The sequence below is a fragment of the Peribacillus sp. NPDC056705 genome, from assembly GCF_043656335.1.
In genome coordinates, this window is record NZ_JBHTYI010000018.1 from 24681 (window position 1) to 41042 (window position 16362).

Below are 16362 nucleotides of genomic sequence, written 5' to 3' on the forward strand. Positions count from 1 at the left end.
TGATTTTATTGTTGTGCTTTCAACGTTTCAATATCTGGATCAGTACCAAACCACTCTTTATAGATTTCTGCATATTTCCCATTTTCATAAATGGCATTCACGGCTTTATCGAACTCCGATTTCAATTCACTGCCTTTTGGGAACATAAGACCATAAAACTCCTCATTAAAGCTTTTGCTATCTTCAACGACTTTCAGTTTTTGATCGGGGTTATTTTTCACATATTCTTCAACGACTGTATTATCAGCTACGACAGCCGAAGCTCCGCCTTTAAGTAATTCCTGAATGGCCAGGTTATTATTTTCGAATTTTTTAATATCCTTGTGATTCTTTCCAAGGAGTTTCTCTGTCGCTTCCTGTCCAGTAGTACCAGTCTGAACGGCAATGACGTTTCCTTTCAATTCATCTCCAGATTTTATATCACTATTCTCAGGAACGAGAATCTTATTTGTGGATAAGAAATACGGAACAGAAAAGTCATAAGATTGTTTTCTTTCGTCATTCACTGTAATCGCAGATATGGCGACATCCGCTCTCTTACCTTCGATTTCAACAAAAATCGGATCCCAACCAACACTTTCCAATTTAACTTCATAACCCGCTTCTTTTGCAACGGCATTGATGAAATCAACATCGAACCCTACAATCTTATCTCCTTCAAGATATTCAAATGGAGCATAGTTGGCGTCCGTCACGATCCTCAGTGTTTTCCCATTGGACCCTTCTTCTTTACCAGTTGTCGAGACTTCCTTATCCTTCCCGCATCCTGTCAAGACAAGTAACAAAAAAGCAACCATGGCAAACACTAAAAAAGAAACCTTTTTCAAAATAATCCCCTCTTCTCTCTCGTAAACTCCCTTTTTTTAAAAAAACAGATAAATCTAACTTCACAGAACTTTCAGTATATTCTTTTAAGAATATTATACGTTTATTTGTTTTTTTATGCAATAAAAAGTCGATAAATAACTTTAGTAAAATAAAAATTTAATCAATTAACTTGGTAAACCAAAAACGCAACTATGCTCTAATAGGGAGAGACGCACTCTTTTCCCCTTTACTCAAATTAATGGATATTATATTGAAAACAGTTAGCGCCATCTTTCAAAAGGTTTAATGGAACAAAAATAAGCAGCAGCCATATTAGCGTGGCCGCTGCTCGAATGATTATTATGGGACTTCCGTATTCCCCTCTTCAATATCCAACATATCCAACAGGAAGATGAAGATCGGTATTCCGATGATCAATCCCCATATTCCAAGGAAATGCTCGGAAAACAAGAGGATGATGAAGGTGAAAAATGTTGGAAGATTTGTTTTTGCCGACATGAATTTCGGATTTAAAATATAGCTTTCAATTGAATGGATCACAACAATCATGATTAATACAGCAATCACTTTGGGCATGCCGCCGATACTATAGGCAATCATGCTCAGTGGAATGAGGGAGATGATGACCCCTGCAACCGGAATCAAACCCAGGAAGAAAATCATGATTCCTAGACCGAGCAACTGCGGGAAGCCAAGAATCCATAAGAAAGTTACAGATAGGACAGCATTCGTGATGGCTATCAAGAACTGGACCTCAATCACCTTTCCGAATGAATTGATGAATTTGACGCCAAAGTGGCTTAGGTTTATAAAGAAAGATTTAAATTTGGCCCGCTTGAATTTAGCAGTGAAACGAATGATTTTATCCTTTTCCAATAAGAAAAATAGACTAAGCAACATGGAAATGAAAATTTGAAATGCCAGTTTACCGAAATCGGATATATAAAGATAGAGTGTATTCATCTGTTTTTGAAGATCGAGCGGCGATTCCAGCTCGTTCATTATATTAATGGCATATTGAATGACCCTACTATCTGGTGGATGTTGAAAGAAGAAAACGATCTGTGTCACTAATTCCGTGAATTGCAGCGTAATGACCGGTAGATATTTATAAAGTACGATGGCTAAACAAGAAATGACGACTACATATAAAAAGCTTATAACAACCTTGGAGTTGATATGCATGACTTTATTCAGCCGAATCATGATAAATTGCTCCAGCCTTCCCATCAAGAAAGTGAAAACAAATGTGAATAACACGATATTAACCATACTACCGATGCTTATTAAAAAGAGGACTAACACAATTAATGTAATTAACCTTGAAAAACCTTCACTTTGCAAATACTCTTTTACCACTTACCTATCTCCTAACTACCGTTCTGCCATTATAATTCCTTTACCTTTTATTTTACACGGAATTGAGGAATTCTACTACAATTACCTTCCATTGACAACAAAATTATTTGAATGATCAGTAAAACCCATGATAGAGACGCCGTTATGACCTTTTTGGAAAATTCAAGCCTTTATCCCAAGCCATTCCTGCATGAAAAAACATCTGCCAAACCGGCAGATGCTAATCTTCATCCTTCACATCGATATCTTCGGGGATGGGTTCGTTATAATAATCCGCTAATTCCTTCTTATACTTCTCCATCTGTTCAAGATGCATATTAAACTGATCTTTAAAAATCAAATGCTGCTCACCATCATAAACGGTGCGAATTTTATTTTGAACGATCAAACTTTCTATATAAGATTCCGGCATCGATAGATATTCCGCAGTCTCTTTTACTGTCAAGTACATGCCTTCACCCCTTTTCCTCCTAACTATACTAGATATGAAGGATATTTTGAAGTGCTTGGTTTTTGATTTAAGCCCCCTTTGCCTGAGGACGAAACTGGCATGCAACCTCCACAGCTTAATCGAGTTCCGTTAATGGAACGATTTGTTCAAAAAACTTACAATCCCTTCCGAGAACATGTAAGATAATGTTAAAGTAATATACCCATATATTTAGAGGAGTGGACAAAGATGACTTTCTTTTATGTCATTCTTGCGGCAATTTTTACTGTTTTACTGGTCAATTTCGTTAAAGGACTAAGTGAACCAGCTAAATTAGAACGCTATCAAAATGAATTTCGTAAATACCATGCTGAAACTTTAGAACTGCATGCAACGGAAATCGTTTCAGAAGCATTGATGGAAAAGCTTAATCATGCACTGGATTTCAATTATATGGAGAAGGTCAATACTGAATTCCGCCTGAAGCATCCACGGTACTCACAGTTAAAGGTCAATCAGGCTTGGCGTGAATTGAAACGCTACTTGATCATGGCTGCAGTGTTTGGAAAAGTTGAAATGTTTAATTCAGTCATCGATGAGTTGTGGCACATCATGCTGAAATCTAGACGGGAATATGATGAGTTTTGCCAAGCTTTCATCGGTAGGACCATTCAGCACCATCCTCATTCAGAACCTGTTTTCAAACCCGATGAGCGCACTCTTTTCGACTTTTACTATGTTCAGCTATTTACCGTGGATTCCAATTCCATTCAAAAGTGGGGCAAATTTTTCAAACATGATAAAGGGCAAACGCTTCTACGTGATTTTGAAATGTTGGAACTGGAGCAGTTAAAAGAGAAATATATGAGGAAACCGACAAGTATGCAAGCGGAACGGACCTTTGAAACTTTCACTTCCCGATTTAAAGAAAATCGCCCCATGACAGAATTGAATTGGCGGAAAACGTACGACCAGATGGACTATGCGGCTCCTGCCTATTTCACTTATGCAAGCACCGATGATTTTGACAGCGAATTTAAAGATATTTTCGGGAATGAAGCGAACACAGTTTCCTCTGGATCCGGCCATGCCGATCATGGCGGTCATAACGGTTCCCATGACGCCAGTTCTGATTCCTCTTCAAGCTGCTCTTCATGCAGCTCTTGCTCGTCTTGAGCTTCACAAGAAACGCTTGGATGCCCAAGCGTTTTTTATTTTCTCAAATTTTCCCTCTTCATTAATTCCACCGATTGAACCAATTCTTTATCCTTTGTTTATTTTTCTCAAGTACTTCCTTCGATGTCCGGTTGTCTTTTTGTTTTTTCCATTCAAAGAAAGATGCAATTCCGATAAGCAGCCCGCCGCCGATGATTAAATACAGCCACCATGGCATCTCGCCCCACATCGAATTGGTATTCATATAGACATTGAATAAAATGGTCCCAGTTCCAGCGATGAAATAGGATTTGTATTTCATCATGAATCCAAAGAGCATAGCTGCCAATGACACCGTGCCGATAATGAGCGCATCATATAAGGTGTTTCCTGCCATTGCATCAATGATCAAGACTGAAAATAAGAGGAAAACAATACCACTTTCGATATATTGTGTGATTTTGCCTTTAACGAAGATTTTCCTCAGCAGAGTGGTGCTGACAATGAACAGCGGCAGAATATTCACCTCCTCCTCTAGTACAGGAGGTATCGTGAGCTGATCGACAATGACCCAATATGGATATAAACTGAACAATATCGCTGCAGCCAACTGGGATTTTCTTTCCAACATTCCTGTCGTCGTGCTTCTCATCAAAATGAAGTAGGCCGGAATCAGAAGCGCCACGAAGATTTCCAAAATGAAATGTGCTGGTCCCCCCGTCAAAACATCTATATTCATGGCAAGAAGAAACAGCAGACCATAGACTCTGTAAAAATCCAATTGAAGTCCTGACCCACCTTTATATAGCAAGCCTTTAAAGAATTTCCTGCTTAGCAGTACCATTATGGCCGTACACCCAAAAAGGACTGCCACGCCAACGAAAGGCCGTAATGTATCCGCGTACATGATGATGGTCCAATAGGGATACAAACTGAGAATTCCCGTCAGCCAAACGTAGATGCCCTTTTCTTTTACATCCTTTGTGAAACTTCCAATCAAGATGAAGTAAACCGTTATCAAGAGCGATACGACAACCTCGAGTAACTGGCTTGATGTTTCAGTTACTGGAATTCCCCTATTCATGGCGAGTAAGAAAAGCAGGCCATATATCCTGTATGCATCGATGGAAATGCCTGTTTCTTCCCTTTTTATTAAACCATCGAAATAACGCCGGCTTAAAAGCAACATCCCTGACATACAGCCGAAAAGGATCATCAATCCCATTTCAACCGATAGGCTGTCGGCATAGCCGACGATGACTAGGAAGGGATACAGACTGACTAGTGCAGCAATATTGGAATAGATTTTCCTTTCTGGCTTTTCCGCTGTCATGCTTCTCGGGAAAATGAAATAAGCGGTTAACAGAAGCGATACAAAGACTTGGAGTAACTGATGTTTAGTATCATTAAAAACTTCCGCATTCATATCGATCAAAAAGAATAAACCATAGATCCTGAAAGGATCAAAGATGACGATGCCTGATCCGTCTTTCTTGAGTAACCGGCTGGAATACAGCCTGCTTAACAATAGCATTCCTGCCATACAGCCAAAAAGAACGGCCAAACTCGTGATGATTGGGAGTGCATGGGCAAAGTCCAAAATATTGATGAACGGGAAAAGTCCGATGATGGCCGCTATTCCCAAATAATTGCTTCTTTCTTTCTTATGGATCGTGAATCTTTCCATAAGGATGAAGTAGCCAGGCATCAGCAGGGAAACAAAAATCCCCAAAATTGCAGAACCCGTACCGCTCATAAACACTTCAAGATTTAGGGTGCACAGATATAACAAGCCAAAAATCCGATAATAATCAATGACTCTCTTCGTTCCCTCTTGGTTGACCAATCCTTTGAAATGGTGTCTGCTGACCATCACCATCACAGTCATGCATACAAGCAATACGATGATCGCCATAACCAAAGGTAATGTATTTACATACATATTATAAAAGATGAAGGCCATGCTTAGAGGAACGACAACATAGTTCCGCCAATTCCTTTTCATGAGCAGATACCAGGCAAACAAGAACTGTACAGTCATCACTCCTACCCAGACCAATTCCCTGTTAAGCGGAAGACCCCGGATGGCCGTTTCCAATATGGATATGCTTATTCCTAAATGAATGAATGGAATAAGATAATACTCCATGATTCCTTTCCAATTCTTATTGGAAACCGACCACAGGATGGTTATGAGCCCTGCTGTAATCATCATGGATATTGGTGTTATGAATGCCCTTTGCCCCACGTTTGCAAAAAATAAATGGACCTGCAGGAAAAGGGCTGAAAACCCTAGGTACGTAAAAACGTATTTTTCCCATTTCACATGTGTCCTTAAAGCACTCAACATATAAATCAACAGTTGTGCAGCATATAGGAACGGAGAACTTTCCGTATAAACAATGAGCAAATATCCAACAGGAATCGCCAGTAAATTGGCAAGGTGACTAGTATATTGGAAGTACAATTTCCCTTTGTACGAATATTTACCAAGCCATTCTCCTAAAAGGAAAAAGATAATAGGACCTAGCAGCACAAACGCAAGCTTCAATACCATTAAACCAAAATCAAAAACATCGTAGAGTGAGGCATATAGGCCTGCACTTGTAATCACGACAGGCACCCAGAATATGTGCTTCCGATGTATATGGACGGCCCAGCCGTTTATTGCCGTAGCAATGGCAATGACCCCGCTTTCCTCCAAAGGCTTCAGTGAATCGAATGGAATCGATATCAAGGAAAGGAAGGAAAGAATCTGTGCGCTATATGCAAAAACAGGAAAGAATTTATGATAACCCCTTCTAAATGTGTAAGCTGCACCGATGGAAATCAGTGAAACCCCCATTAAATAGACGCTGAGCGTTATATTTGACCGGACCCACTCTAAACTCTCCAACAAATATGGATTGAAAGCAACCAGAGCCAGTACGAAAGTGATTGGAAATCCGTATATGGCGTTTTCCTTCATATGCTTTGAATCGACTTTTATATATGTGATGAAGAAAAGTCCCGAGATCACGGCGAGTGCAGCACTAACTGCAAGCCAATCCATTTCACTGACTTTAATGGTCAGTATCACTAACATGATCATTGGGGAGATAAGTAAGATACTCTTCTTAAACAGGCCGTACCTTGGGTGACGGTTATATAAATATACTCCAACATATTGAATGGCCTGAAGAACGAAAACAAGACTTAAAATGGTAGAAAAAGAGACTGGCAAAACAAAGAAAAGATACAGGAACGCTAAGTTGAAAACAACAACAGCCGGGTACGTGAAGCCTGAATTTTTCGATTGAAGGGAAACATGGACAAGCTGAGCGGATACTATCATGAGCGCGACGAATATTTGCGCATAGTTCTCCTGGTACACCGTCGCGTTACAATATAAGAAAACGATCCCGCTCTCAATCAAACTGGTGAACATGAAGTTCTTGGAAAGCTTAGTCATTTTGGATTTTGCCAGATATTTTGATAGCATAGTAAAAATGATTGGTACAAGTGCAAAAGCAATGATCATATACTCACTTAAAAATGAGTTAAAGATTAAATGGATATATCCATACGTGAAAACGGCGCTAAAAGCCATTTCATAATATTTTTTTTGGAATTTGACCGAAAAAATTAAAAACAAAACAGAAAAGACCATCAACGTTAGCGAGTACACCAAGTTACTTGAAAATAACGTCAGGATCACAAAGGCTTCCACGATGATCTTAAACTGGATGAATTGAAAAATGAATGGTTTGAATAACGTTAATGCTTGTTGATTCTTCAATTGCTCAATATTCCATAATAGTATTAAATTAAGAATGCCAATCGCCAAAAACATCCACTCAATAGTCGGTGTCACAAAGGCCAATCCGAAATAGCCGGTTAAGCCAAACGTGAATATCGAAATGAAAATGAATATTTTCGACTTAAAGTAGTCAGCGATCTTACAATAAATCGCTAAACAAAGTAATCCCCCAAGAAACCCCAGTAGCCCCCTCCCCCCACCATTAAGTGAAAAGTACTCTCCGAAAATCCGATAATATGAAGCTGATAAAATCGTAATCGGAATGAATAAACCCGCTAGTGTCAGGAATGCAAAAGCGGTCTGTTCAATCTTCAGCTTTGAAGCGATGAAGGCCATCCCTGCAAAAATGACGGATACCATTCCAATAAAGAAAACTTTCAGGACCGCATTCAGCTCCCCCCATGAGGAAGTTGCTAAAATCAACCCGCCGAACAGAAGCAATATGACCCCGGTGAGCAAGATGACTGAGATATTCCGTTCCCTGATTTGCTCAGGTGTTTTCCTCGACTTTGCCAGTTTTACCTGTTTCTCCCGTTTGATGACCTGCTTTTGAATACCAGGTTTCCTATCAGTGATCTCCTTGACAGGTTCAAGACTTTCCTCGAAAGCCGATCCATTAGTTTCATACGAGGACTTCTCATCTTTCGTTATCGTTTCGTTCACTCCACTGGATTCACGTAATTTCAATGAAGATTTCTCGATTAGGCTATCTTGTCCCCTCACCTCTGCACTTTCACCGATAATCGTTTCATGTCCTTGGATCTTTTTTTGCTGTCCTAAGCGCTTTTGTTTATGGAGGGCTAATTGGAAATGCCGATCATATGCCCTGCTAATCCGGATATATTCTGATTTAGGGATGAGCCGCCTTTCCCATAAAGCACCCAGCTCTTCTTGGAAAATACGCTTCCTTCTTTCTATTGTCATTTCCTCGTTTGAAGAATCATTCATCCCAAGCTTCCCCTTCCTTCAAATAGACCTTCTATCATCTTATGTATATTCTCTATTCGATAATAACAAAGTTTTTACATTTATTGAATATTAAGGGCGTAATGAAAAAACAGTGGTGTTCCCCCTACATCAAAAAAAATGACTTCTATTGAAGCCATTCAACGTCTTTCCACTGATTTTATTTTATCCTCGCCTCTGATGATGGACAAATAAACGATCATTGAAATGAAAATGGAGGCGGCTGCCGTGATATAGATGCTCCTATAGCCGAAGAGGAAGCCTATTTGCCCGAACACGATGGCACCTATGCCCACTCCAAGATCGAAAAATGAAAAGTATGTTGCATTCGCCATCGCCTTCCGATTTGGTGGCGTCTTTTCAATCGACCATGCCTGAAGCGCCGGCTGGACAGAACCGAATCCAAATCCATAAAGTACTGCTGCAATGTAAAGAACGGTTTCACTCGGCATCCACGCAAGCAACAGCATCCCAGTCATGATGAGTAATGTTGAAGGCACGAATATGGCTCGATGTCCCCTTCGGTCATATAATCGCCCCGCGAATAATCTCGTGACCATGAGGGCCATTGCATATACTAAAAAGTACCACTGAATGCCATCTACACCTTTTTCCGCTGTGTATAGCGGAAGGAAGGTTGCAATTCCACCGAATGTAACGGAGATGAAGAAAATGAGCAAAGATGGCTGAAGGGCACTTTTTTCATATATATCAAACCTTTTGGCTCTGACAGCCGCCAAAGGATCACTTTCCACCTTTTGATACCGAATAAGTGATGCCGCAATGATGGCAAACAAACCTAATAATGAGCAGATCAAAAATAACTCTTGAAACGGAATGACGGTAACTAGAAAAAGACCCAATGATGGCCCTAATGCAAGTGCTAAGTTTCCCGATAATCCATAATACCCCATCCCCTCGCCACGCCGTTTCGCAGGGATTATGTCGGAAGCGATCGTTCCTGATGCCGTTGAAGAAAATCCCCATCCGACGCCCTGTACAATCCGCATCATGAATAACAGGCCGATGCTCCCCATGAACCCAAAGGAACCCACGGACAATGCAAAAATGGCCAAGCCGGCAGAAAAAACGATGCGTCTTCCCTTTGTCTCCAATAATCTGCCGGCAATTGGCCGAACAAGCAATGCCGAAAAAGTGAAGATTCCAAGGACAGCCCCCACCAGGCGATCGTCACCGCCAAGCTGCTCAACATACAGCGGGAGGGTCGGCATCGTCATTTGAAATCCCATGAAGATGCACATATTTGCCAAACAGATCATGATGAAATCACGTGTCCAGATTTTATCAGTGCCTCTAACCCGTTCATCCACTAAGGTTTTCCTCATTTCCCTTCACCTTCTAATTAAAATAGTCATTGCCAGTTTACTAAAATTGGTTAAAATAAGCGAATGATTTATTTCGTATACCTAAATATATATAAATAAAAGCCCAGTATGACACTGGGCTACCCCTTCATAACGAAATGCCGATATGTTCGTTTCCTTCCACTTACTTCTTATGCAAACTAACGATTTAAGTTCGCCAGGCTTTCTATTCATCATTCTTACAGCGGAATGACTTGAAATCGTTTTAATTCAAAGTTCCATTAAACACCCAGGTATCAACCATTCTGCAAGTGAGGAATGGTGATTGTATTCCCTATGCTTCATCTACCCGCCCGAACGAGTTTCTGTTCCTTCCTTCGCCGTTTATTTTGAAACATTTTTTGATCCGCTTCCATGAATAAGCTATCCATATTCCCTTTGGAATGCCAACGGTAAGCATGCCCGGATGACATACTGATATGAGGGCCTTTTTTCAGGGAGTTTTGCAGAAGGATTCCTTCCTTTAATAATTCACAAAGAGATTCTACTTCCCGCTTGCTTCTATCAATCAGCAGAATGGCAAACTCATCTCCTCCCACTCTCGCTACAACAGCGATGTCCGAGAAAATTCGTTTCAATAGATTGGCCGCTTCTTTAATCAATTCATCCCCTTTCTTATGGCCATACGTATCATTCATAAATTTCAGCTCATCTAGATCACACAATATCATGGCAACCGGAGTGTCAAAATCAAGATTGGATTTGGCAGATATTTTATCGAAAAACTGTCGATTATGGATATTCGTTAATGGGTCATGGGACATTTGATACTCAATATCCTGTATGAATCTCACTCTTTCATCAATATTCCGAATAATTCCTTGAACGGCTACCAATTGCTCTTTTTCATATATAGGTGAAGCATATTCCTCGAACCACCAATAATTTCCCTCTATATCTCTCCAGCGTTGAATGACCGGCTTAGTATAATCAATCCCAACGTATACCTTTTCATTTAGGATATCAAAATCATCAGGATGAATCCTTTCAAAAGGCGAGGAAGGGTCATTGTATGCTTCTTCCAAGACGCCTTGACCTAGAAGTGTATTGATGGACGGACTTAGATACCTGAACTTGGAACTTGGGACTGATTCGTAGCAGTAGATAATATCCTTAGAACTTTCCACTATATTAAAAACATTTTTTTGCTCTTCGAATCCTTTCTTCAGATAGTCCTTTTCCCTTTTCTTGCGAGTGAAGATCATACTTTTAAATATATCTAATGACAACCTATTGAATTTCATTCTACAGCCCCCATACTTTGAAATCATTTTCATTAAAATCTTTTCCTAAGATTTGATGGCGGACTTACACTCATTACTTTTAACATAATTATCCTTTTCATATTATAATTCTAAACAACTAAAAGGAAAAACTATAAATATAATTTTCCTAGAAAAGGGACAAACCCCAACTTATTAACATATGTGTAATAAAATTAAAAAGAAAGGAACCACTGACACCTTCTCTATTATCGGAAACCCGTCTACTCCTCTGTAGCCTGCCAGTACTTTTTTCCAACAAATATTGGCTTCTGTTTATGGTTCATTTCTAAATGGGCATTATTATAAAACACCTGCTGTTCATGGAGATGAAGTGGCCGCATAATTAAAAAAAGCCGACCCCAATTGATCGGCTTTTTCATGCTTCACTATTTCGTTATCTCAATTTTCCCATTATTCGTTTCCAATTTCACTAAGTTTTCACCTTTGCCAATGACAGTGCCGCCCTCATACTTACCAAGGATATCCACTCTCCCATTGTCAACATGAACATCGAAAGTTGTATTTGTCGGTTCATTCTCCGTTTTGATCATGATTTTACCATTATTACTTTTGAAGTCGATCTCCCTATCCAAGGTTTTCGTGTCCAATGTAATTTTACCGTTATTAGATGACCCAACCAGTTTTCCCTCCACATTATTAAGATCTACTTTTCCATTAGCAGATTTCACTTCAACTTTTTCGGTTATTATATCATTTAATTCTACCCGGCCATTTTGAGATTTCACATACAGATTATCACTTTTCAATCCTGATAATTGCAATTTTCCATTATCGGATTCGACGACAAAGGATTTATAAGATTCATCAGGCAGATACACCTTTAAATGTATGGATTGAATATGAAAACCAAAGCTAAAGGTACGTCGATCTTTTAATTGTACCGAAAGTTTCTTCCCTTCCACATCGGCAGTGAAATCCAACTTGGAAACATCCATCCCTTTTGAAACCAATTCTATCCTGGTCTCCTTATCCTTCGTTGGAACAATTTCTACAGCTGCATTGTCAGTGTCGATCTGAATGTCCGTCACAATCTCCGAAATCGTTTTTTCCTCTGTAGTCGTTTCCTTATTCGTCACTTGGGAAAACGTAAATAGGCTTCCTATTACTCCGACCAGTAACAATACAAGAGCAATGATCGATAATTTTTTTACATTAATCATTTTTCAAACCGCCTTTCACAAGAGAAGCGTTAAATTTTAAATAGCGAACGAATCCTTTAGTTAAAGCATTCGTAGCGACAAACATTCCCATGGCAATGAAAATGCCGATCCCGCATAGTCCCAATGCGGAGAAAAGATCGAATAATTGAAAATTGCCCATGGCAAGGTTAAAAAGAACGCCAAATGGAGCAAGAATGAACGCGATCGCCGAAGCCCATCCCGCAATGACAACTCCGACCAATGCTATAAATGGTCCCATAACGATCACTAAATTAAAGAATCCCAAACCAATGACTGCCCAAACCGCCCGCATTACATTACCTGCAGAAGTCGTTTGTTCGACCTGACCAAGATGATAGGATGCCATCAGTTCCTTGGAAATCTGTTTAGGATTACCAAGGGATTTGGAGATTTCCCGCTCTGACTTCCCTTCTTCCATTCCAATTTCGAAATACTCTTCGTAATCTTGAAGGATATCTTCCCGTTCCTCTAAGGAAAGTCTGGTTAAAGAGGCATTCAATTGTTTTAAAAATTGTTCTTTGTTCATTGGTTCACACCTTCCTTGATTAATTGATTGACCCCATTAGAAAATTCATACCATTCCTTCAGCAGCTCTTGAAGGTATCTCCGGCCTTTTTCCGTTAATTTATAATACTTGCGCGGAGGCCCTTCTGTTGATTCTTGCAAATATGTCGTAAAATACTCCTCCTTCGTCAAACGTCGTAAAAGTGGATATACCGACCCTTCCGATATTTCAATTTGATCCGAAATCTTTTGTACAAGTTCATATCCATAGCGATCCTGCTTATCCAGTAAGACCAGGACACATAGTTCCAGGACACCTTTTTTAAATTGTACATTCATAGCACCATCACTCCTTCCAAGATCCTTTAGTATAGTTCAATAAACAGTACTGAACACCGAACAATACATCTTATGTAAATAATTTACCACATGGTACTGTTCATTGCAAGGTACTATAAATATTTTTTGGTCTTACATGCATTTCAATTAGGGTAAAAGGAAATTAACATTATAATCAAAGCTGCAAGAGAATACGATGTATAATAGTAAAATGTGGAAGGAGGAGTTACTTTGTCCAACAAAGAAATAACAAAAAAGCAATTCGAATTTCTTGAACATGAATTTAATTACCTTGAAAAGGAAGGAGTCATTTCCCAGCAAGAGAAAGTGAGGATGTTAGGTTCCTATGAAGTAAAAGGTAATTTGAACTTCATCACTATTCTATTATCCATTGGGGCACTTCTTTTAGGTTTAGGCGTATTGACCTTCGTAGCCAGTAACTGGATCTATTTAAGTAAAGCGGTTAAATTCCTGCTTATCATTGCAGGCCTCATCGGAGTGAACTTTGCTGGCGTGAAGGTGCAGGCACGCTTGCCCAAAACGTCACGAAGTCTGCATTATGCAGGTATTCTGATTTTTGGTGCAGGGATTTTCCTAATCGAGCAGATGTTTAACATCAGCATAAATTTCAACGGTTCCTTTTTATTATGGGCGATCGGTACGATATTCATTGGTTACTATTTGAAGGATGTCTTTGTTCTCCTTTTTACATCTTTCCTGCTTTTCATTTATATTAACGGAAGTATATTCGTTGATGAAACGTCTTATCCGCTTGCCATTCTTATATTTCTACCGGCTTTATACATTGTGTTAAAGAAATTCAATTACCCTAAATATCCGGCCTTTTTCATTAACGCTTTAGCCATCAATACAATTGCCTTATTTCTTATGGAGTTCGTGCCGAAGCTGGGTTTTGAAAATTCGAATACGATTGTCCTTTCCATTCTGTTTATATTGGGAATCGTGCTTGCCTATATTCCGGTAAGAGCAAAATTACGGAACATCACACACATACAAGGGCATATCTTACATGGTATTACCGCACTCTTCCTTACCTTTGATTTTTCAATCTGGTTTCCTTTAGCTTATTTCGTTTTTCTGCTTTATCTCATTCTAAAAGGCAGTTTGACCAGCATCGTGATAATATGTGCACTGATTTTCAGATATTACATCTACTCCTTTGACTTCCTGCCAAAATCGCTTACATTCATCATTGGCGGAATCATGCTTATCGGTTTTGGTTTCTTCTTTGAAAATCAACGAAAAAAAGGAGGGGAACTCAATGAGTAATCCATCATTCCGGCCACTCATCGTATTTTCCATCCCAGTCTTGATTCTGTTAATCTTGGCGTTTCCTCCGGTCTGGACAACAATGACAGGAGATGTAATCAAGATCAAAACAGCCCCGGTCGACCCGACTGATTTGTTTAGGGGAAGCTATGTGGCTTTGGAATACGAAATTGAATCAGTTAAGTCATCACAAGTCGATGACTCGATTAAAACCAGGTTCAATACAAGAAATATGGGTGATTATAAAAGGGTATATGTACGTTTAAAACAAAACACTGATGGACTATATGTCGTCGATTACGTAACGAAAGAAAAACCCGGTAAAGGCGTTTACCTAAAAGGGGAATTGGAAATCCCCTATGACTTGCAAAATGCTGAAACCATTCATATCAGATACGGTCTGGACAATTATTTCGCATCCGAAGAAAAGGCAAAGGAAATGGAGAAGGACGCATTGGCCAATCCTTCAGTGGCCGTCGTAAAAGTTCGTAATGGCAACGTTGTTTTAACCGATATCATCATTGAATGAATAAATCACCGGATATGACCTGCAAAAAGAGCATCGATTTTTCGATGCTCTTTTTGCTGGACCTTTTCATATGAACATCAGATTGTTACTTAATGACTCGTTTTGCCCCTATATATTTTTCCTTCCAATACTTATCACTCATTTTGACCACCTTGACCCCTTTGGTGGTGGTCCCGACAAATGTACCATTTCCATAATAGATTCCTACAAAAGAGACCTGCCCTTTCTTACCTGTCGCATAGAAGACCAAATCGCCCGCTTTTAAATCATTTTGCTTCACGGCCTTTCCGGTTTTATACTGTTCCGCACTGGTTCTCGGAATCTTCATTTCTGTTGCGGCATTTTTATATACATACTGGGTAAGACCGCTAGCATCAAACCCTTTTGGAGTCGTCCCCCCATATTTATATTTGCTCCCAACCTGCTTCTTTGCCAAAGCGGCAACTTCTTCACCATAATTGATAGAGGCTGAAGCATTAGCCGGACTGAAAATGAATGCCATCAATAATGCTCCGATTAAAACTATGGCCGCAAGCCATTTTGAAACTGGTAAACTATAACTCATTCTTTTTCCTCCCCACGCTGAAAATGAACCACAATTTTAAATGTATGTTGAATTTCGGTTTTTAGACCACAATCATTTTCAGCAATCATCATCCCTGCAAAAAAAACAAATAACCAGATAACTCCGTTGTGTAGCTAGTACGGTGTTATCTGGTTTATTCCACTCTTCAATAGATGAAAGGATAGTGTCCATTACTTAGGTTCCTTGTATTGGCGGGCAATTTCACTGTCGCTTAGACCTTTAGTTGTATGATCGACCACACCGCCGCCCCCGAAGAATGTAAGTGCTATGAAGTTAATGATGCCTAAAGCCCCGTTCAATGCATCATCAGTAATGGTAAAGCCTATAGGGGTAATTAAATTGTTTATGAACGCGGCAATCATCTGCGCCAATATTAAAAGCCCAGGAAGGAGTACCGTGATAATAAACGTAGGATTCTTAAGACGCACTTTCCAGTTGATCATTGCTTTTCCCCCTCTCTATCATATTAAGCCCACTTCATTTAAGAGGGTTACGGTCTTGCTATATATTATGCGGCTTGTCCATCTTACTTTCGGAAATTCCATTCATAATCTATCACGCTAGTTTCCCATAAACATAAAAAAGCCCATCCGAGGATGGACCTTCTCTTAAACTTCAGAGTAGTTTTTTATAAACACTAGAGTGCTCCTCACTTTAACAAGTAAGTGACAACCTCCTCAGCGTGCAAGTTGATTTCTTCCTTTTAAAAATAATCTTCTGCCTCT

Annotated in this window: 14 protein-coding genes; 3 read left to right on the forward strand and 11 right to left on the reverse strand. The window is 39.6% G+C overall.

The genetic code is table 11. The features are described 5' to 3' along the window. Nucleotides 1-5: 5 nt before the first annotated feature. The 3 genes from ACFRAK_RS18855 to ACFRAK_RS18865 all read right to left on the reverse strand — a co-directional run bounded on the left by ACFRAK_RS18855 (nucleotide 6) and on the right by ACFRAK_RS18865 (nucleotide 2638). Nucleotides 6-827, reverse strand: coding sequence for a basic amino acid ABC transporter substrate-binding protein (locus ACFRAK_RS18855; RefSeq protein ID WP_387604551.1), 822 nt, complete (start codon nucleotides 825-827; stop codon nucleotides 6-8). A gap of 340 nt (nucleotides 828-1167) precedes the next feature. After that, nucleotides 1168-2187: an AI-2E family transporter gene (locus ACFRAK_RS18860; protein WP_387604553.1), complete on the reverse strand. Its 1020-nt coding sequence runs from the start codon at nucleotides 2185-2187 to the stop codon at nucleotides 1168-1170. Nucleotides 2188-2407: 220 nt separating this feature from the next. Beyond that, nucleotides 2408-2638 carry an excisionase family DNA-binding protein gene (locus ACFRAK_RS18865; protein ID WP_260287907.1) on the reverse strand — a complete coding sequence of 77 codons (231 nt, stop codon included), beginning with the start codon at nucleotides 2636-2638 and terminating at the stop codon, nucleotides 2408-2410. A gap of 228 nt (nucleotides 2639-2866) precedes the next feature. Here ACFRAK_RS18865 and ACFRAK_RS18870 point away from each other — a divergent pair, with 228 nt between their 5' ends. Continuing rightward, nucleotides 2867-3793: a glycine-rich domain-containing protein gene (locus ACFRAK_RS18870; protein WP_394572237.1), complete on the forward strand. Its 927-nt coding sequence runs from the start codon at nucleotides 2867-2869 to the stop codon at nucleotides 3791-3793. A 61-nt stretch (nucleotides 3794-3854) separates the two neighbouring features. Here ACFRAK_RS18870 and ACFRAK_RS18875 read toward each other — a convergent pair whose 3' ends face one another. The 6 genes from ACFRAK_RS18875 to ACFRAK_RS18900 form a co-directional block, all read right to left on the reverse strand. After that, entirely contained in the window at nucleotides 3855-8519 is a 4665-nt protein-coding gene (locus tag ACFRAK_RS18875; RefSeq protein WP_394572238.1) for a hypothetical protein, read from the reverse strand. Nucleotides 8520-8677: 158 nt separating this feature from the next. Then, nucleotides 8678-9883 carry an MFS transporter gene (locus ACFRAK_RS18880; protein WP_387604558.1) on the reverse strand — a complete coding sequence of 402 codons (1206 nt, stop codon included), beginning with the start codon at nucleotides 9881-9883 and terminating at the stop codon, nucleotides 8678-8680. A gap of 320 nt (nucleotides 9884-10203) precedes the next feature. After that, nucleotides 10204-11166, reverse strand: a complete 963-nt coding sequence (locus tag ACFRAK_RS18885) for a sensor domain-containing diguanylate cyclase (RefSeq protein WP_394572239.1) — start codon at nucleotides 11164-11166, stop codon at nucleotides 10204-10206. A gap of 407 nt (nucleotides 11167-11573) precedes the next feature. Further along, nucleotides 11574-12368 (reverse strand): DUF4097 family beta strand repeat-containing protein, encoded by a 795-nt coding sequence (locus tag ACFRAK_RS18890; protein ID WP_387604562.1) that lies wholly within the window; start codon nucleotides 12366-12368, stop codon nucleotides 11574-11576. Further along, a complete protein-coding gene (locus ACFRAK_RS18895; protein ID WP_387604564.1) occupies nucleotides 12361-12915 on the reverse strand; it encodes an HAAS signaling domain-containing protein in 555 nt (184 codons plus the stop codon). Before ACFRAK_RS18895 ends, ACFRAK_RS18890 begins: the two co-directional genes overlap by 8 nt. Next, nucleotides 12912-13232, reverse strand: coding sequence for a PadR family transcriptional regulator (locus ACFRAK_RS18900; protein ID WP_192207851.1), 321 nt, complete (start codon nucleotides 13230-13232; stop codon nucleotides 12912-12914). The genes ACFRAK_RS18895 and ACFRAK_RS18900 overlap by 4 nt, the downstream gene beginning before the upstream one ends. Before the next feature lie 231 nt (nucleotides 13233-13463). On the opposite strand from ACFRAK_RS18900, the gene ACFRAK_RS18905 reads away from it, so the two are divergent. Together ACFRAK_RS18905 and ACFRAK_RS18910 are read left to right on the forward strand one after the other, a co-directional pair. Continuing rightward, on the forward strand, nucleotides 13464-14522 hold the full coding sequence (locus ACFRAK_RS18905) for a DUF2157 domain-containing protein (RefSeq protein ID WP_394572240.1): 1059 nt from the start codon (nucleotides 13464-13466) through the stop codon (nucleotides 14520-14522). Then, on the forward strand, nucleotides 14515-15051 hold the full coding sequence (locus ACFRAK_RS18910; protein ID WP_387604568.1) for a GDYXXLXY domain-containing protein: 537 nt from the start codon (nucleotides 14515-14517) through the stop codon (nucleotides 15049-15051). The genes ACFRAK_RS18905 and ACFRAK_RS18910 overlap by 8 nt, the downstream gene beginning before the upstream one ends. An 85-nt stretch (nucleotides 15052-15136) precedes the next feature. On the opposite strand, the gene ACFRAK_RS18915 is transcribed toward ACFRAK_RS18910, so the two are convergent. Next, nucleotides 15137-15616 (reverse strand): C40 family peptidase, encoded by a 480-nt coding sequence (locus tag ACFRAK_RS18915; protein WP_387604570.1) that lies wholly within the window; start codon nucleotides 15614-15616, stop codon nucleotides 15137-15139. Nucleotides 15617-15807: 191 nt separating this feature from the next. Further along, complete coding sequence (locus ACFRAK_RS18920; protein WP_387705224.1) at nucleotides 15808-16080, reverse strand: phage holin; 273 nt, start codon at nucleotides 16078-16080, stop codon at nucleotides 15808-15810. Between the last annotated feature and the right edge of the window lie 282 nt (nucleotides 16081-16362).